The following is a 17,306-nucleotide window of genomic DNA, read 5'->3' as shown; positions in this document are numbered from 1 at the left end:
GGACTGGAGTGTAGAAGCATGAAAACGATCAACAAGGGAATATGGCTTCATCTTCCGATGATGGCCCTGGCGGTGGCCTGCGTGCTGCCGTTCCTGCTGCTTGTAATCTCATCGATCTCCGATGAGAGCTCAATTCTGCGACAGGGATATACTTTCTTTCCGGATCAATTGGGATTGGGCGCTTATAACTATCTCTGGAATCACTCGGAGCAGCTCGCCCGTGCTTATGGGATCACGGTGTTTATTACAGTCTTCGGCACGGCAGCAAGTCTGCTGATGACCTCGATGCTTGCTTACCCGATGTCCAGACAGGGAGTTCCTTTACGTAACGGAATTGCATTTTTTGTATTTTTCACGCTGCTATTCAACGGCGGACTTACACCAACCTACTTGGTCTATGTCCAATACTTCGATATTAAAAACACCATTATGGCCTTGATCGTACCAGGCTTGCTCATGAATGGCTTTAATGTGCTCCTAATGCGGACATTCTTCATGACGACGATCCCCCCGGCACTTATCGAGGCGGCGCAAATCGACGGATCAGGAGAATTCAAAATATTCTGGAAAATAATTGTGCCGCTATCGATGCCGATCGTAGCTACAGTAGGTTTGATTCAGACGATCATTTATTGGAACGATTGGTTTAATGGGATGATTTACGTGACCGATTCGCGGCTGTTCAGCGTACAGAACATATTGAATCGAATGCTAACCGACATCCAGTTTCTGACGGAGAGCAAGTTCAGTGCTCAGCTAGGTGAGGCTGGAGCTAACTTGCCGAGTACGACGGTGAAGATGGCGATTGCTGTAATCGGTTTTCTGCCGATTATGGTGATGTATCCCTTCTTCCAAAAGTATCTTATCAAGGGGATTACGATTGGTGCAGTGAAGGGGTAAGGGTGTGTAGGGGTAAGGTGGATGAATAAATGGAACAAGTGAAAATAAAGGAATGGCTTCCTCTCATGACAGTGGAGGAGAAGGCGAGTATGTGCTGAGGTAAAGAGCAAAAATATAAAAGTAACAGCTGCCGTTAGACATAGAAAGAAACTATATAAAATGATAGAGTATTTGATATTTTTATTCCAACGTCTTTTTTTTTCATTTTTTTTGTTGTCGCTAGTTATAACCTTCATGAATAAGAGGGAAGAAGCTTAAGTTAATGAACTTATCCATAAACATATATTAGAGTTAGCAAATCATAATGAATTAGAAAAAAATAGCGAGTAGACCTTATTGGTTTACTCGCTATTTTCGTTTATAAGCTATCTCGTTGTTTATTTTTTTAATTAAAGTGCTAAAATTCAAAAATGGTAAAATCAATCGTTTTTGATTCTCCAGCAGGCTAGTGTAATTTTAATGCCAAAGATGCCTTGCTGTTATTGAGGGCGAGACTGAAGTGGAAGAAACTTATTAATAATATGGTTGTTTTAATGGCCAACTTGATGATGACGAAGTATCTAAGTGAATCCGATATTTCTGCAGTTGAATCCCTGAGTGGGAAAGAAGCAATCACGTTTGTTGAGTCTACTCTATTAATATTACTGCCTGCGAAGGAAGAACAGCTTCTTTTAGAAAGTCGAGACCGGAGTAAATGAAGTATTCAAACCAGTGATTTTACCGCAAATTTATTGGCTATGCTTCGCGGCATAATTGTCGAGTTTTTGCAGGAACGAGCCGATTTTCCTTTCTGATGCAAGCGCCCATTGCAACCAGCTTGTAGTTAAAGGAAACCTCTCAAAAGGAGATAGCACCAAGTACGTAGTGTACGGAAACCGTAACCAGACTTGAATAAGTTCATAATCGGTTTTACTCAGTTTCGCTACCTTGCGGTAACCTGTCAGAATAGCTTTAGCAATCGCGAAATTCCAATTGTAATCTTTGCACGAATTATAGATGACTCGAAACAGGTCGTAGGCGCGCAAATCGACGTGCAGCGTTTCGAAGTCGATAAGATATGTTCCTTTTTTATTTAGAATAAAATTGCTGGGCCCTCCATCGCCGTGTGATAGTACTCCGTTTTGGCGTGGACTACGGCAATAAGCTCGATATCCGCTGCTTCGCAGCAGAGCTCCCGCTTGGCTCGAATAATGCAAAATTTCCGAGCGGTGCTGTTGTACAAAGCGGTTAATCGGAGGACTGAAACCATTTCTAATCGCCTTGGTAATCTTTTTTTGTAGATTCCGTTGCCGATAACGAAGAGTAGAGTGCCATGATCCGATCCTGCTATGAGCGATTTTACCTTTAAGTCCGGTACGTCCAGCCAAATGAAATTGTGCTAAGGCGACGCCGCATGCATGCATATCGCTTAAAGAACGGGGAGAAGGCTCTCTCCCTGAGATCCATGGTGTAAGTACGTAAGGCTCTCCTTTTTGCGAGATTACATAAAGCCTTCGTCCTTCTGGCATTTGTGGATTGCGCCATGCAAGAAGTGGTCCGCTATTTTGGACACGTCGCAGTACTCGGTCGGTCCACTGTAAACGCGCAAGCTGCTTTGGCATTCGTTTCAAGCTGAATATTTTCCCGCTAGGTGTTACAACCCGATAAACTCCTTTCCGAATTTTCTTTATTCTGCTTGCCTTTATTCCAAATCGTTCTGCGATTCTAGAAATCGGTTGCTCACTCAAGGCGAATTCACCTTCCTCAGTTTCATATATAGTGATTTGTAGCGGCGAGCGATTGAAGGCCATCTATAACGAGCGGCAGTCGAATGGGCGTTGGTCAGACGCTGCTTTTTCTTCTCCGGATTTTTCCACAGCGCTGCAATTGCATCGGCGATAGTGGAGCTATCAACGGAATGAATAACTTGGGCATTCCGTGTGTTCACAAATTCCTTTAGCCCGCCAGATAATGTCGATACAAGTGGTACGCCGTTTGCCATCGCTTCGAGCGCGACAAGGCAGAACGACTCTTTTTTGCTCGGAACAACAACGGCCCCATAAGTAGCGTACATCCGCTGTACCGCATCGTTCGGTTTCTTTTTAATCCAATGAATGCGTTCAGCAATGCCATATCGCTTTGCGAGGGCTTGTAGACTATTTTGATAAGCCACTGAGCCGCTTCCAACGATTGTTAAACTAACATTCTTGTGATTGTGGTATAACAAAGCAACAGCTTTGATTAAGGGGTTAATGCCTTTCGAAGGAAGAAGTCTTCCGACATAGAGCAATTTGGTAGGAGAACCTTTAGTTTGCTTCGACTTGGCTTTCACACCGTTAGGAATGACGGTTATACTGCCTTGTTTACGTGGATTCAGCCGTTTGATTTCATTTGCTTGCCACCTGCTCGGAACGACGATCCGTTTCGCGGTGAGAAACAGTTTGGCTTGGTTTTTTCCTGATGATGAAGTGATTCCTTTTGAAGCCATTGAATGGCATGTATAAATGATAGGAATACGGTACAAGCTTCTTGCTGCCAAAGCAACTGCGGCGAAATCCGTACTATGAACATGAATGAGGTCTGGTTTGCCGAAGCCCATGGCTACTGCAGCCCGCAGAACGGTACTAGCTTTGAACGCTCGAGTGTAATGACTAAAGTAACGTAAGTTTTTGGGAATCCTAACGATTCGCAGTCTGCCGTTAGGGTTCGAAAACGAAAGTTGCTTAGAGTCACTGGAGCATAACACCATAACTTCTACATCGAGCTTGCTCAGCATTTTAGTCAAATTGGTTGCGACAATACCGAGTCCCCCAACAATATTTGGATGAAATTCATTTGTCATGACCCATACTTTAAGTTTCCTTCTACTTTTCATTTGAGTACTCCTTTCACATTAATTTTTATAAAACGAGCCCAAAGAATGGACTTAGTTATTAATGATATTATATGAGTTAACGAATGTAGATTACGCAATTAATAGACTTTGTTGTTGTTGAGGAAGCAGATTGTTTCTTCACGTTTTTCGTCGCGTTCTCTCATCTTGTCTCTCATTGCGACTGTGGACGTTGCAACCACAAGCGATGATGTCCTATAAATGAAAAGCACAAAAATCGTACCTAGGTTATTGCGTGTTTTTTAATTCGCCTCCCTGTGTATTGATTTCCATGTAGAGTATGTACTGATAGAACTTAGTGATTGGATGTTTGTTCTGGTATGATACTAGCCTTTTATAAAAGGCTAGGACAATGTGTGTGAACGTACAGTTTTGCATTGCTTGAGAACTCAAACGTTTGTACCGGAAGTTTATGTTGCTAAACAATCACATCCCGATTTTTAAACGCTATGTAGATTATGTGCGGATGATGCTTTGGGATTGGACGTTTTCTCTGCGGTGATGAGTGACCAGATTGAATATTGAAGCTCTAGATATGAATTTTAGAACACAAAAGACCCAAACTACGAGACTTCTGGATAGATATTTCTTCTCTTCTATCATTGCGGCCGAGGATACCTCAACTACAAGCAATAATCACTAATAGAATGAAAAACACCAGAATCGTATAGTGAGAAGTATATTAATATAAATCTAATGAGGGTATTCCAAATTAAAGAATATTTCATAAAGCATTATTAAGCGAAATGCTAATTTAAACAATCTTATCAGCTGTCTTTTTTGCATTTTCGGAATATATGGCGGTTAATGAGGTATTCACTGAAAATGCGAAATCTGCGATGATTTCTTCAATTAGACAACAGCTCATACTCTTTATTATAACTTATATATTATGTACTAAATTTAATATATAACTTTTGAAATATCCTAAGTATAATGAACACAAATATCTAGGCATGGTATTAAAAAATAGGAAAAGAAGGCATTACTCCATGCTTGCCTTCAAAAAAGTGTGAAGTTGGGAAATAAAAGCAACGGCGGGTCTATGGATCGACAGGCCAAGACTACTACTATAAGCATAGATCTTCACCTGTTGAGTAAACGAACTTCAAATAATTTAGAAGAGTGGGGAATCGTATGAGCAAAACTTTTGTGAATCCATTACTAGTGCATGGCGCGGATCCTTGGATGTATAAACACGTAGATGGAACCTATTATTTTATGGTTACAAGAAGGAATCGTCTAGACCTATGGAGATCAGACAATATTACGAATATCGCCAACGGTGACAAAAAAACAATCTGGATCCCGGAAGAGACCGGAATTAACAGTAATAATCTTTGGGCTCCAGAAATTCATTATATTAACAAAAAATGGTATGTATATTATACGGCGAATGATGGGGGCGGGGACAGTACTCGTAAAATATTTGTCCTTGAGAATGAGGAAGATGACCCTTTTGAAGGAACCTGGACGGATAAAGGATTTATTAATACAGAATATGCAGGCTTGGACGGTACGGTATTTGAACATATGGGCAGTCTTTTTTTCCTATATGCGGGATATGGCCATTTTCCGGAGTATGGGTCTGCGATTTATATGGCAAAAATGATCAATCCTTGGACATTAGAAGGAGAAAACGTCCTGCTAAGTGCACCAACGGACCCTTGGGAAATGCAAGGTGGTATGGCGATTAATGAGGGCCCTGTAATTTTGAAAAATAACGGGAAGATTTTTCTTGTGTTCTCGGCTAGCACTTGTTGGTCTGATGACTATTCACTAGGTTTGCTGACGTGCTCTGAACAGGATAATTTGATGAATCCAAAATCTTGGATAAAAACCGAAAGTCCAGTATTCCAAAAGAGCTTGGAAAACGAAGTGTTCGGGCCAGGACATAATAGTTTTGTTAAGTCACCTGATGGCAAGGAAGATTGGATAATCTACCACGCTATTTCAGTATCAGGCGCAGGAAGTGCGCATAGAAGTACTAGAGCACAAAAATTCGGATGGGATGAACAAGGTAATCCCGATTTCGGAATTCCGGTCCCAATCGATCAGCCAATTGATGTGCCTTCTGGCGAATAATGAAATCGACTCAAATTTAGATAGGGGAGAGATAAAATGATGCGTTTGGCGCTATTTGGAGATTTGCATTTTTTTGATAACAAATTTGTGCAAGGAAATGAAGAACTGTTAAGGGCTAAAGAATGTTTCTATGAAAAATATTTGCAAAAGCTATTCGAAATCGAGGCAGATTTACACATCTCCCTTGGCGACTTGACTCACATGGGAACGGAGGAAGAATTCGAAAACGTATATCAGTATATTCGTAGCTCCGGTGTATCGTTTCGACAAGTACTAGGGAATCACGATGCATATGAATTACCTAAAACAAAACTTCAATATTTGATTGATCAACCATTAAACGATGTATATGAAACAAGTGATGCCCTGTTCGTGTTTGTTGATTCGACTAGAGAAATGGACCCGCAAGATTATAGCGGTCATCTTAATCCGGAACAATTGGAATGGTTGGAGGCACAAATGCTCGTTTCTCCATCTAAGCCAATCTTGGTTTTTGCCCATCATCCCCTATATAACACGACAACTGGGTCACTGGATGAGAAGATGCATATTGATCCTACGATTGATATGCGAGCCGTATTACAAAAAAGACAAGGAAACTGTTTTTACTTCAACGGCCACAATCACGTACACTCCATTGTAAAGGAAGGGCAATGGAATTTTATTCAAACTGCTGCAGGGTTGTGTCATCCTTCCATACGCATCGTGGAAATCGATAAGTCTGAAGTTCGCACCCGAATTGTAGCCATCGAGGATGAAGAATTAGTAAGAGCTGCACAGGTTTTATATGAAAAATTACCTCTGTATCATCGGCCATTAAATGCATATGGGCAAAATGCGGATCGGGATCAAATCATGAAGTTTTAGTGGCACAAACTAAAAAGATCGCTCTGGAGTGGAGGCAAGGCAATGAATGATGCTCTGGCAGGCGCCGTGTCAGATATCGTACGTCATTTCGAACTATACTACGAACTTCGGCGGCCATGATACTGTTCGTGGGTGGAGCGGGTATCGGGTTAGGAGCCGGCTTCTATGGTTTCGTGCTTTTTGCTGTACTGACAAGCATGATGTTTGCAAGATTCGCCAACTATGTAGAGCGGCAGAGGTTTCAGAAAGTCTCTCGTATCGAACAACCGGCGGATTCGAATCTGACAGTTAAGAAATACTAGAATTTGCTTGCAGATTCTGCTGTTTACTTTATCAGCCGAATGCCTATTCATAAATTCATAATAGTGGAGGATAAGGCTATGAAAATCAGAGGTGTAGCGCATAGGGGTTATCCGGTGAGATTACCGGAAAATACATTATCTTCGTTTCAGGCTGCCATTGACTTGTCCTTTACCCACTTGGAGCTAGACGTCCATTTGTCTAAGGACGGTGTGCCCGTGCTGATGCACGATTTTGCCATTGACCGTATGACGGACGGGCAAGGTTTGATCCGCGATTATACGTTGGAGGAATTGAAAAGGTTCCGTGTGAAGGAAATAGAAACGATCCCGACGCTGGAGGAAGCGATGAAATTGCTCAAGGGCAACATTTCTGTGCTTATCGAATTAAAGCAAACCGGAGACCGGTATCCGGGACTGGAAGAATCGGTGCTGGATGTTGTTCGCCGTACGAATACATTGGACCAATCGCGGATTATCAGCTTCGACCATTTTTCCATAGCACGTACTAGAGAACTTGATCCTAATATTGAATTGGGAATGATTTGCGGTGGCAGTATGCCTTACGTTTTCCCGTTTATGAAGGAGATCCGCTGTACGTATCTTGGGGTGCAAAAACAATTTATGACGCTGAAATATGCGGAAATGATTGCGGAGCACGGCATTGAATCCGGCCCTTGGCCGATTGATACGATTGAGGATATGGAGTTAATCGCAAAAAAATATCCGACATCTCTGGTTACAACTGACAATCTGGAGCTTTGGGCGGATTTTTACCGCAAAAATCCCGAATTACATATCTCTTAATAAGTCATTTAGAAGTACATGAATAACATTTTAACTGTGTAAAGGATAACCTTTTTGATGAAGGTTGTCTTTTTTTTAGGCTTAATCACTTGCACACGCTCACACTTGGTTCACCTTCATTCTTAAAAATCCACAGCCATTAAGGCTGTGGATTTATAATTAATGTTGATTATTGAACAAGGGTTCCGTTCTTAGTAAATAGTTACCTCTTACCTCTGCAGTCCAATTTGCAAAGACCTCTCTCCATTGAACACTGTTAAAGAAATCGTCAACGGATTGGTTGTCGGAATCCCAATCAATAAATATGTTGAGAGGTGTGATTCCACCAGCCCAAACGCCATTATTGACGTCCGTTCCTTTCTCTCTAACTAATAATATTGGAATTCCGAATTGAAAAGCCATGGCAGGCTCGATTTGAGAGAAAGTCGATCCTTCCCAGAACGGAGTGCTCGATGGCGGCTGCCCCACATTGGATTGAAGAATTTCAACAAAAAATTTGCGGAAGTTGATCGTGAGCAACCCGTAGCTTGAAAAAACCAAGCGTCGTATATTCGTGAGGATGCTCTCTGGATATTGTTCGCTTACAGGCAATGTGCGGGGAAAGAGCAATGCATCTTCAATTTCCGCAATAAGACGATTCAGAAATTGTCCTTGCAGGTCATTTACTGAGTTTGTTGTACTCAAAAATATAGGAATTCGAAAAGCGCGATCTACGCATGCATCGATAGCCAATATTGTGCCCATTTGATTATCGGAGGGCTTAGAATTTGAGGAGGAGGTCCTTAAATTACCGCGGACGGGAGGAAGCTCTCTTACAATGCTTACGGGTGAAAGTTTTTTCATGGAAAATTGCTGTGCTTTATCCTTAGTTGTTTTTGTATTGCTCAATTCTCACATCTCCAATGCCAAAGAATCATGATATTCAGCGCTAGTCTATGCGCATTCGCCCATTTGTGTTACTAGACACTCACGAGGGGGAGAGGAGCTGGGATGACAGCGAAAAAAAATATTGACTCAAAAATGATTAGGTGCCATACTACATTTATGGCGAACGATAAAAATGTAATGATGGATAGTCAAGCTGTTCCTTCACTTGTCCAAACGAAACGTCAGATTGAGCGCTACGGGTTGAACGTCGATGCGCAAGCCGTACTTGTCGCGTCTAGGCTGATGGCCGCTGGAGCCAAGCTTGAACATGCCGCGGAAATTCATTTTTCCAGATTCGGTTTGTCCACAGGCCGGTATCGTTTATTAGCGGATCTTGAAGATCACCAGGGCGAAGAGCTGCCCTCGCAATTAGCGGAGCATCTAGGCGTAACGCGTGCTACCGTTACGGGGCTTATCGACAATCTTGAACGGGACGGTTACGTATCCCGCCGGACCAGTTCGGCGGATGGCCGTCAGAAGTCAGTCATCTTAACTGAGAATGGAGCGAGCAAGCTTCGCGACATGGCTTCAGAGCACTTCGAGAGACTGGAAGCGATGGTCCGCTTGCTTACGGTCGAGGAGCGCAGAGTATTTCTCGATTTGTTAGGCCGGGTGACGCAAGGCATGTCAGCATTGACCGACGAGCCGAGCGCATCCAAGGAAAATGGTAGCATAAAGAAAGGGTAAAACGGGCTAGTCATGCTAGCCCTTATTTACCGCCATATAGTTAGGCGCCTAATTATATGGCGATATAAACATTTGTAGCAAATTTTGGAAGAAAGGGGTGACAACATGAGCAATGTGAAGCATTCGCACAATACAGATCCTGCTTATAGCCTTGCAACGGAAGGTTCCGAATTGAAAGGTTTTGTGCTATGGCGCGAAGTACTGATGGCCTATGTTTCGCCCGCCGTCATGGCAGGCATCGGGGGACTGATCACAGGCGACAAGAGCCTTCAGATCGCTGCGTTAACCACAATTGGGGGAACGTCCGCACTGATTGCATGGCTATTGGGGCTTTGGCTGCGCAAACGGGGGAGAAGCATACGATGGGTTGTTGGACCGCCTCGTTTGCTAGTCGTTGTCATGTTCGCGATAATCTGCGCTTCGCTCGGCTTTTACGCCGCATGGGTGACGAACAAAGTGCCGGATACAGTTCGTTTGAGCGACTATTCGATTTGGTTTGATCGGATATGGATCGATTTTCCATTATCCGGCACGATTGCAAGCACGATCATAACATGGCGTTGGCGCAAGGCGTTGGAAAAAAAATGACACGTTAAACGGAGGAGATAGAAGATGATAGCGATTATTGGAGCAACAGGCACGATAGGGAGCGAACTTTTGAAACGTTTGGCCGATCTTGAGGTGCCCGCTCGGGCGCTCAGCAGGGAACCGGAGATGCTGCGCAACCGGCTCGGAGATGCAGGTAAATCCACGATCGAGGTGGCAGGGGCAGATGCCGCCGATCCCGAATCGCTTCGCCGCGCGTTTGCCGGAGTGAAGCAGCTCTTCATGACCATATCCAACAGCCCGAGACAGGTCGAGATGGAAATGACGATCATTCGCCTCGCCGCCGAAGCCGGCATCGAGCATATCGTCAAAATATCCAGTCCAGCCTTCGAGGAGCTCTCGCCCGTGGCAGTCGCCGGCTGGCATCGCGATATCGAGTCGTTTTTGGACGAGGCCGGTATGACTCGCACGGTATTGCGTCCCTATGCATTCATGCAAAACTTGCTGCGCCATGTTCCGACGATTACAGCTCAAGGTGCTTTCTTCGGCGTCATGGGCGATGCGCCTTGCAATTTCATCGATTGCCGGGATATAGCGGACGTTGCAGCAGAAGTTTTGACCAACCAGGAGGCAGCCGGTCGTATTTATACGCTTACCGGATCGGAGATCTACAGCTATCCGCAGATCGCGGATAAGCTATCCGCTTTGCTAGGCAAGACGATTCGCTACATAAACGTGGAGCCTCAAGTGATGCTTCGCAATCTGACTGAGCAAGGGCGCATGCCCCCTTGGCTCGCAAACCACGTTGTAGAAATTCAGACGATGTCTACGTTGGTGCCGGAAAGGCCAACGGACGATGTCACGCGTTTGCTCGGCAGACAGCCCCGAACGCTGGACGGGTATCTGCAAGAGAATGTGGATATATTTCGGTAGGCTTCTGTAAATAGAGCGTTCTCCAAACCAAACCGTCTGAACCGTCTGAACCGGCTGTCACAGCCTTCAGGCGGTTTTTGTGATTAAAGTTATTCCAGCGAAAGGTTCTGCTTGAAATAGGAAAACCTCTTACGCCACTCTATTGATGTAATCGATTCTGATAATATTATAAGGGCATCATTTATTGTCGAAGAAATATATGAGAGAATTATAAATACAACATTCTCGAAGTTTACATTAAAAACGACTTGATGCTAGGGAGCAGGTAGAGAGCAATGATAAATTTAAATAAATTAGCAGAGATCTTTGCTGCTGGTACCTATGAAATAGAAGATGTCTATCGTTTAGTCATCCAGCCGAAAAATATATTGCGTGAATTATTCGCTTTTTTATAAAATAGATAAGTTAGATGATGTAAATTGGACTCATGAATGCGACTCTCATTTCAGGCTTGAACCGGAAGCAAATCCAAGAGTGATAGAATTACAAATCATGCTTCATCAGAATGTTCATGCATCTGGAGGGATTGAAAAACTTCGTGTCAAGGAATTATTCTTAAGCATCTTACATCAAGTTCTAATTGGTTGCAGGAATCGAGAGAATGACTTCTTTAACAAATATACCGGATTCCGTCCAATTGACTATGTTTTTAATTATCGTATGGAAAGATCCAGTGACCTACTCAAAGCAGGCAATTTCTCCATCCACGATATTGCCGTTAGCGTAGGTTATACGAATCCTTTATATTTCAGCAGATTATTTTTAAAAAAATTTGGTGTGTCTCCATCCGCATACACACATAAATTAGATAATCATATATATTGATTTTCCGATTTAGATTAAGCAAGCAACTGATGGTGATGTGCTCCATGATCATTGGATTTTTGGATCTCCGATGAGCGAAACATCGATGCCAGGAATCTATGCAGCAGGAGATATTTTACACCATGATGGAAAGCTGCATCTCATTGCGGGGGCGTTCCAGGACGCTGCGAACGCAGTTAATAAAGCAAAGCAATACGTGACTCCGGATGCAAATGCGAATGGAATGGTATCCTCGCACAATGACTTGTTTAGGAAAAAAAACCGTGAACTGATGAAAAGCTTATATACGAAATAAAAGTCATTTTGCGGAGTGCATTTGGTTCTTAGTAAGTATTTGAGTGAGTAGGGGACGCGAACCTTCGCGTCCCCTTACTTTGTTCCATCCATGTTCCTATATTCGTATACAACCTTAATCATATGAATATATTCTGTAGTAAGAAATTGGATCGAGAATGAAGGAGGAAATGGGTAAATGGAGGTTTATTCATCTGGTTCTATTTTACTTACAAGCAACACAACAAGAATACAAATGGTTGACGGCTTTATCGCTTTTATCCGTGAAGTAAATGAACTTCTTCAAAAAGAAGTTGATCTGTCTCCTGCTAATCAATTAGTTACGAACATGATTAGGCGCCTTTCACTTCAATTACGTTCCCACTACTTACCGGAGGAGGTACAGGCCGTTCTTAGCAACGAATATATTCGAATGAACCAACGAAATTTGCAGGATAAGTTGTCAGAAGCCGAATTTTTAGTAGAGTTAGGCGATTCTCTTCACATTAGCAAATCAGAGGATTCCGTCTTGGATAACATTCGAAGGCTGTCTTACTGGAACATTTATATGGCCTTAGTTAGTGAGGAGCTGTCCACTCTTCGCCGGATTACTCGAGCGGATGGTCAGAAAGAGAAGTCGCGGATTGTCTTTGTTGGAAGTGGGCCGATGCCACTAAGTCCTATTATTTTGCATCTTATCGGGGATGTTGAGGTTCTCTGCCTAGAAATTGATCCTGTGGCCTATGATTCATCATGCTTTTTGCTCGAGCGTATGGGATTAGGGAATAAAGTGACTGTTGTATTGGAGAATGGATCAGATTTTGATTATAGCTCATATAGTAGAGTATTCGTGGCTAGTCTCGTTAGAGATAAGCTTGGGGTGCTGAATCAAATTAAACGTACATCCCCAGATTCTCTAGTAGCTGTTCGAACAGCTGAGGGAATGAAGCGAATCATGTATGAAGCGGTTGATGAATCGCAGTTAAAAAAGCAAGGTTGGCGGATTCTGACGCGAACTTGGCCTGAAGAAACGCTAGTCATTAATTCGACCTTGTTTCTTGAAAGTATGACTGCTCCTGCCATACCTGGTTGACATCGTATCGTGTACATAACGTCAAAGCAATCGACATTATTGGCGAAGATCTAGAGGATCTGATTTGCATGAGGAGTTTGGGATAAGTCGAGCAGTTTATACATTTTCACTTTTTTTAGTGCGAGCCACCCTTCCAGGTGGCTATTTTTATTGCTCATTTAGTGAACTATCTGCTAAAGGACACGCTTTAAATGGGGATGGTGGACAAGCTGATAAGATCAGCTCACATCATTCTCTGCCGCAGTTAAAGCGTAAGTAATTTCTACGATGAATTTACACAAAGACCATATAGAATTAATTAAAGCATCGAAGTTCTTTTATATACTTTAATGGTTAGAAATAGCGAAATAAAAGGACTAGGTGGTAGATTTAATGTTAAAAAAACGTGATTTGCAGGAATGCCATTCACTGTATGACTTAATGATGGATCCTGCGGTTTTTCCTTACGTTCGTTATAATTGCCAATTATATGAACAATACTTATTCATAACCAAACAGTTGATCGTTGAAGAAGAACAGGAGACATGTATATCTAGAACAATAATAAATGAGAATGGACATCCCATTGGTACCATTGATCTATATGATATTGTTAATAAAACCGGCTTTTTAGCCACATGGATTGGAACTCCTTATTTTGGAAAAGGTTATAACCAACGAGCGAAGGAATCCTTTTTTACTGAACTATTCCTTGAGCATAATATCGAAACGGTATTTTTGAAAGTCCGTAAACAAAATATTCGATCGAGGAAGGCGATAGAAAAATTACCGTATGCCAAATTAGCAAATGATATAAACCATCAAATATATAAATCGATAAATAATGCGCAACAGATCTATGATTTGTATAAAGTGGAGCGGTTAGACTTTTTAGATTGCAATAAAATCATGCAACATGATATTGCTACGTAACAAACTATGCAAAAAACTGTCTTCAAGAAAGTTTTGGACCGTTTTTTGTATGACGAAAAGCTTCACTAAAAGCAACAAAAAGAACCTTCTAAGCGATTGCTGGAAGGTTTTTCTTCTGTGTATTTGTTTTATTTGACTAAACCGGCTCTGTACTTACTTTTATTGATATTAACAATATTTTATAGAACTGCATTCCCATGTGTTTTAAATGCATGTTCCCACTGGCAAGGTGTGATAATATAGTGTTATTTATGTTAGTACAAAGGTGGATTCAGCATGGTTGATTTTGAATGGTATAGAAGCTTTTGCACGATTTACAAGCATCAATCCGTTTCCGAAGCAGCAAAAACCCGCATGATGACGCAGCCGGCCATGAGTCAGCATTTAGCTGCCTTGGAAGCGGAGGTCGGAGAAACTTTATTTATTCGATCGACTAGAAAAATCACCCCGACAGAGCGGGGAAAGGAGTTGTATTCCCAGCTCGCTCCGCTCATTGAATCGTTAGAGAATACGACGATGAACTTTAAATCAACTTCTTTGCCTACGTTGAGCGTAATCAAGATTGGAGCGGCGCATGAGTTTTTTAGTGAAAAAATACTGCCGCAGCTTCCTAAATATAATGTTTGTACCATTTCACATTTTGGAACTGCTGAGCAATTGCTGGAGCTGCTGAAGGAAGACAAGCTAGACATCCTCATTATGTCCAAAAGGTTTCAAACGCCCGGTATCGAGTATTTGAAATTGATGGATGAGGAGTTTGTTATCGTTGCTCCAAGCGATTATGAAATTGTTGCATTCGATAATCTGAAGCTTGAAGAGCAATGGCTCTCAGAACAGAAATGGATCAGCTATGGCTTGGAACTGCCAATCATAAGAAGAATTTGGAGAGAGCATTTTAAGATGCGTCCTCAAATTAGACCTATTCATGTCATTCCTAATTTACATATGATCCTGAATGCTGTTGAGCTTGGAATGGGCTTGAGTGTCATCCCTACATATCTCTTGCAAGATTCGTTAAAAGCAGGGAAAACAAAAGTTATTTTTAAACATTTAAAAGTAAAAAACGAGCTATATCTCGCTTATCAGTTAAAGAATAAGCATTTGTCTCTAATCAATGAAATCATGTCAGTCATTAAGGAAAATACGAAGGATCATTCTGTTTAATTTATAAAAATAATTATAAATGAACAGTTATTTCGTAATTTGTTTTATATATGAACTGAGCCTTAAAATAAAGAAGCAGCAGAATAAAAAATAATGGAGGCTAAATATTATGTCAAAAGAAGTGCTGATCGTTGTTACGAACCATTCCGATATTCATGAAGGAAAAAAGACCGGCATATGGCTTTCAGAGTTCGCCGAAGCATATATGGAGTTTACGGCTCAAGGATATAAAGTAACGGTTGCAAGCCCGCTTGGAGGAATCGGCCCAATTGATCCTGGAAGTGTTGATGCTAACACTCCGCAAGAAATATTGAATGCACAGAAATATTTGGAGAACACTATAAAACTGGATGAAGTATCTGCTGAAGGGTTCGACGCTATATTTTTGCCTGGCGGTCATGGAACGATGTACGACCTACCGCATGACGAAAACCTGAAGAGGCTGCTGCGTGATTTTTATGAACAAGATAAAATTGTAGCTGCTGTATGTCACGGTCCTGCGGGGCTGGTTGGTGTAACTTTGACAAATGGACAACCGCTTGTAGCGGGTAAAAGAGTCAATGCATTTACAGATCGGGAGGAAGCCCAAACGACGCTGGACAAGCATCTGCCTTTCTTGCTGGAGAGCAAGCTTCGTGATCTAGGAGCAATATTCGTGGCAGCGCCGAACTGGTCTACTCATTACGAGGTGGACGGCAACCTCATTACTGGTCAAAACCCGCAATCTACGCTTGCTGTAACGAAAGCCGTTATTGAAAAGTTATCTTAATTTAAGTTATACAACATGATTGAGGAGGGATAGTTATGAAAGTGTTTGTTACAGGAGCTTCAGGCTATATTGGTGGATGGGTGGCCAAAGCTTTGCTTGATGCGGGGCATACCGTCTACGGTCTGGTTCGTAATCCCGATAAGGTGGAAGCATTAAGGGAAATCGGTATAGAGCCTATACTTGGAACGTTGGATGATACAGATACTCTAACGAAGTATGCCAAACTCAGCGACGCAGTTATTCATACGGCCGATTCTGATCATTTAGTGGCAGTTGAGACTTTTATTGCTGCGCTGCGCGGAAGCGGGAAACCATTTCTGCATACTTCGGGTTCGAGTGTGGTTGGGGATGATGCCCGCGGCGATACAGCGAGCGAACATATTTTTGACGAGGAAACGCCGTTTGTGCCTATGGATATTAGGGAAAATCGCGTAGCGATCAACAACCTCGTGCGCAGGGCTGGAATTGAGGATTGGGTGAGAGGCATCGTGATTGTCCCGTCTATGATCTATGGTGATGCATTAGCATTGCCTGTGGAAAGCGATCAATTGCCTCAAATTATTCGCAAGTCGCGTGAGCTGAAAGGTGGCGTTCACGTTGGTAAAGGCGTAAACCGCTGGTCCAATGTACACATCAAGGATTTGGTTCAGCTGTATGTGTTGGCACTTGAAAAAGCACCTTCCGCATCGTATTTCTTTGCCGAAAATGGGGAGGAATCGTACGGGGACATCGCCAAATCGGTCAGTGAGGCGCTAGGCTTTGGCGGCAAGACGATAAGCTGGTCCGCAGACGAGTCGATTGCAGAGATTGGGGATTGGGCGCGTTTTGCCATCGCTTCAAACAGCCGTGTACGTGCGGCTCACGCAAGAAATTTACTTGGCTGGGCCCCTAAGGAAGAATCACTGCTTAGCTGGATAAAAAACAATTTACAATAGTAAGTCAGTAGAGAATTTTAAGAGCATCAACAAGGGAGGAGCTCCCGTTAATCAGAGCACTTTCATCCAATCGAGGACAGAAGAAAAAGGTTAATGGGAGGGAATTGTTCCTTTGTTATTGGATTTAAAGCTGGGAGCGGGGAATGGAAAATATTCTTTTGCACTCTTTTGGATTGTAAGCCGCCTTTTTAGGTGGCTTTTTCTTTTTGAAAAACATAAAATTCCGCGCAACCGCTGTTTAGTAGGGTCAAATAGTATTGAAAAACCAAAAAAAACCAAAATCAATATTGACACGGTTCAACATCATGCTATAATCAATCCTGTGAGTGATAATCGTAATCATTACATTTAAAACAATGTTATATCGTAATTATTACACTTTATAGCTTGGGAAACTCTACACATTAAAGGA

Annotated in this window: 18 protein-coding genes and 1 pseudogene; 16 read left to right on the top strand and 3 right to left on the bottom strand. The window is 42.4% G+C overall.

The window, feature by feature from the left end; all coding sequences use genetic code 11:
• Positions 1-18 precede the first annotated feature (18 nt).
• A complete protein-coding gene (locus tag AC1DPK_RS07140) occupies positions 19-900 on the top strand; it encodes a carbohydrate ABC transporter permease (protein ID WP_477509799.1) in 882 nt (293 codons plus the stop codon).
• 728 nt (positions 901-1,628) lie between these two features.
• Here AC1DPK_RS07140 and AC1DPK_RS07135 read toward each other — a convergent pair.
• Together AC1DPK_RS07135 and AC1DPK_RS07130 are read right to left on the bottom strand one after the other, a co-directional pair.
• Entirely contained in the window at positions 1,629-2,627 is a 999-nt protein-coding gene (locus AC1DPK_RS07135; protein WP_477509798.1) for a phosphotransferase, read from the bottom strand.
• Positions 2,624-3,754: a glycosyltransferase family 4 protein gene (locus AC1DPK_RS07130; RefSeq protein WP_477509797.1), complete on the bottom strand. Its 1,131-nt coding sequence runs from the start codon at positions 3,752-3,754 to the stop codon at positions 2,624-2,626. Before AC1DPK_RS07130 ends, AC1DPK_RS07135 begins: the two co-directional genes overlap by 4 nt.
• Positions 3,755-4,909: 1,155 nt before the next feature.
• Between AC1DPK_RS07130 and AC1DPK_RS07125 the strand changes: the two genes are divergently transcribed.
• From AC1DPK_RS07125 to AC1DPK_RS07110, 4 genes are all read left to right on the top strand, one after another.
• A complete protein-coding gene (locus AC1DPK_RS07125; RefSeq protein WP_477509796.1) occupies positions 4,910-5,857 on the top strand; it encodes a glycoside hydrolase family 43 protein in 948 nt (315 codons plus the stop codon).
• Between the two features lie 36 nt (positions 5,858-5,893).
• A complete protein-coding gene (locus AC1DPK_RS07120; protein WP_477509795.1) occupies positions 5,894-6,724 on the top strand; it encodes a metallophosphoesterase family protein in 831 nt (276 codons plus the stop codon).
• A gap of 116 nt (positions 6,725-6,840) precedes the next feature.
• Positions 6,841-7,026 (top strand): hypothetical protein, encoded by a 186-nt coding sequence (locus AC1DPK_RS07115; RefSeq protein ID WP_477509794.1) that lies wholly within the window; start codon positions 6,841-6,843, stop codon positions 7,024-7,026.
• A 78-nt stretch (positions 7,027-7,104) separates the two neighbouring features.
• Positions 7,105-7,830 carry a glycerophosphodiester phosphodiesterase gene (locus AC1DPK_RS07110; RefSeq protein WP_477509793.1) on the top strand — a complete coding sequence of 242 codons (726 nt, stop codon included), beginning with the start codon at positions 7,105-7,107 and terminating at the stop codon, positions 7,828-7,830.
• Between the two features lie 159 nt (positions 7,831-7,989).
• On the opposite strand, the gene AC1DPK_RS07105 is transcribed toward AC1DPK_RS07110, so the two are convergent.
• Positions 7,990-8,574, bottom strand: coding sequence for a hypothetical protein (locus AC1DPK_RS07105; RefSeq protein WP_477509835.1), 585 nt, complete (start codon positions 8,572-8,574; stop codon positions 7,990-7,992).
• 300 nt (positions 8,575-8,874) lie between these two features.
• Between AC1DPK_RS07105 and AC1DPK_RS07100 the strand changes: the two genes are divergently transcribed.
• From AC1DPK_RS07100 to AC1DPK_RS07050, 11 genes and pseudogenes are all read left to right on the top strand, one after another.
• Positions 8,875-9,444 carry a MarR family winged helix-turn-helix transcriptional regulator gene (locus AC1DPK_RS07100; protein ID WP_477509834.1) on the top strand — a complete coding sequence of 190 codons (570 nt, stop codon included), beginning with the start codon at positions 8,875-8,877 and terminating at the stop codon, positions 9,442-9,444.
• Positions 9,445-9,549: 105 nt separating this feature from the next.
• The gene (locus AC1DPK_RS07095; protein ID WP_477509792.1) at positions 9,550-10,032 is read left to right on the top strand and encodes a hypothetical protein; all 483 of its coding nucleotides are present in this window, start codon (positions 9,550-9,552) and stop codon (positions 10,030-10,032) included.
• 24 nt (positions 10,033-10,056) lie between these two features.
• Positions 10,057-10,923, top strand: a complete 867-nt coding sequence (locus tag AC1DPK_RS07090) for an SDR family oxidoreductase (protein WP_477509791.1) — start codon at positions 10,057-10,059, stop codon at positions 10,921-10,923.
• Positions 10,924-11,415: 492 nt separating this feature from the next.
• Positions 11,416-11,748 carry a helix-turn-helix transcriptional regulator gene (locus AC1DPK_RS07085; RefSeq protein ID WP_477509833.1) on the top strand — a complete coding sequence of 111 codons (333 nt, stop codon included), beginning with the start codon at positions 11,416-11,418 and terminating at the stop codon, positions 11,746-11,748.
• Between the two features lie 61 nt (positions 11,749-11,809).
• Positions 11,810-12,043 (top strand): annotated as a pseudogene (locus tag AC1DPK_RS07080) (thioredoxin reductase); the annotation flags it as partial.
• A gap of 177 nt (positions 12,044-12,220) precedes the next feature.
• Positions 12,221-13,114, top strand: a complete 894-nt coding sequence (locus AC1DPK_RS07075) for a nicotianamine synthase family protein (RefSeq protein ID WP_477509790.1) — start codon at positions 12,221-12,223, stop codon at positions 13,112-13,114.
• A gap of 372 nt (positions 13,115-13,486) precedes the next feature.
• Positions 13,487-14,026: a GNAT family N-acetyltransferase gene (locus AC1DPK_RS07070; protein ID WP_441883974.1), complete on the top strand. Its 540-nt coding sequence runs from the start codon at positions 13,487-13,489 to the stop codon at positions 14,024-14,026.
• 276 nt (positions 14,027-14,302) lie between these two features.
• Positions 14,303-15,190: a LysR family transcriptional regulator gene (locus AC1DPK_RS07065; protein WP_477509789.1), complete on the top strand. Its 888-nt coding sequence runs from the start codon at positions 14,303-14,305 to the stop codon at positions 15,188-15,190.
• Positions 15,191-15,299: 109 nt separating this feature from the next.
• Complete coding sequence (locus AC1DPK_RS07060; RefSeq protein ID WP_477509788.1) at positions 15,300-15,959, top strand: type 1 glutamine amidotransferase domain-containing protein; 660 nt, start codon at positions 15,300-15,302, stop codon at positions 15,957-15,959.
• Between the two features lie 35 nt (positions 15,960-15,994).
• A complete protein-coding gene (locus AC1DPK_RS07055; protein ID WP_477509787.1) occupies positions 15,995-16,894 on the top strand; it encodes an NAD-dependent epimerase/dehydratase family protein in 900 nt (299 codons plus the stop codon).
• A 112-nt stretch (positions 16,895-17,006) separates the two neighbouring features.
• A complete protein-coding gene (locus tag AC1DPK_RS07050) occupies positions 17,007-17,246 on the top strand; it encodes a hypothetical protein (protein WP_477509786.1) in 240 nt (79 codons plus the stop codon).
• Positions 17,247-17,306: the final 60 nt, after the last annotated feature.

The organism is Paenibacillus sp. 01T424, assembly GCF_056398745.1.
Note: the sequence above shows the minus strand (reverse complement) of the source record. Positions and strands in the feature narration are given on the sequence as shown.

Coding starts and splice junctions, on each gene's coding strand:
- AC1DPK_RS07140 (WP_477509799.1), top strand. CDS start 19: ATGAAAACGATCAACAAGGGAATATGGCTTCATCTTCCGATGATGGCC.
- AC1DPK_RS07130 (WP_477509797.1), bottom strand. CDS start 3,754: ATGAAAAGTAGAAGGAAACTTAAAGTATGGGTCATGACAAATGAATTT.
- AC1DPK_RS07125 (WP_477509796.1), top strand. CDS start 4,910: ATGAGCAAAACTTTTGTGAATCCATTACTAGTGCATGGCGCGGATCCT.
- AC1DPK_RS07120 (WP_477509795.1), top strand. CDS start 5,894: ATGATGCGTTTGGCGCTATTTGGAGATTTGCATTTTTTTGATAACAAA.
- AC1DPK_RS07115 (WP_477509794.1), top strand. CDS start 6,841: ATGATACTGTTCGTGGGTGGAGCGGGTATCGGGTTAGGAGCCGGCTTC.
- AC1DPK_RS07110 (WP_477509793.1), top strand. CDS start 7,105: ATGAAAATCAGAGGTGTAGCGCATAGGGGTTATCCGGTGAGATTACCG.
- AC1DPK_RS07105 (WP_477509835.1), bottom strand. CDS start 8,574: ATGGGCACAATATTGGCTATCGATGCATGCGTAGATCGCGCTTTTCGA.
- AC1DPK_RS07100 (WP_477509834.1), top strand. CDS start 8,875: ATGGCGAACGATAAAAATGTAATGATGGATAGTCAAGCTGTTCCTTCA.
- AC1DPK_RS07095 (WP_477509792.1), top strand. CDS start 9,550: ATGAGCAATGTGAAGCATTCGCACAATACAGATCCTGCTTATAGCCTT.
- AC1DPK_RS07090 (WP_477509791.1), top strand. CDS start 10,057: ATGATAGCGATTATTGGAGCAACAGGCACGATAGGGAGCGAACTTTTG.
- AC1DPK_RS07085 (WP_477509833.1), top strand. CDS start 11,416: ATGCTTCATCAGAATGTTCATGCATCTGGAGGGATTGAAAAACTTCGT.
- AC1DPK_RS07075 (WP_477509790.1), top strand. CDS start 12,221: ATGGAGGTTTATTCATCTGGTTCTATTTTACTTACAAGCAACACAACA.
- AC1DPK_RS07070 (WP_441883974.1), top strand. CDS start 13,487: ATGTTAAAAAAACGTGATTTGCAGGAATGCCATTCACTGTATGACTTA.
- AC1DPK_RS07065 (WP_477509789.1), top strand. CDS start 14,303: ATGGTTGATTTTGAATGGTATAGAAGCTTTTGCACGATTTACAAGCAT.
- AC1DPK_RS07060 (WP_477509788.1), top strand. CDS start 15,300: ATGTCAAAAGAAGTGCTGATCGTTGTTACGAACCATTCCGATATTCAT.
- AC1DPK_RS07055 (WP_477509787.1), top strand. CDS start 15,995: ATGAAAGTGTTTGTTACAGGAGCTTCAGGCTATATTGGTGGATGGGTG.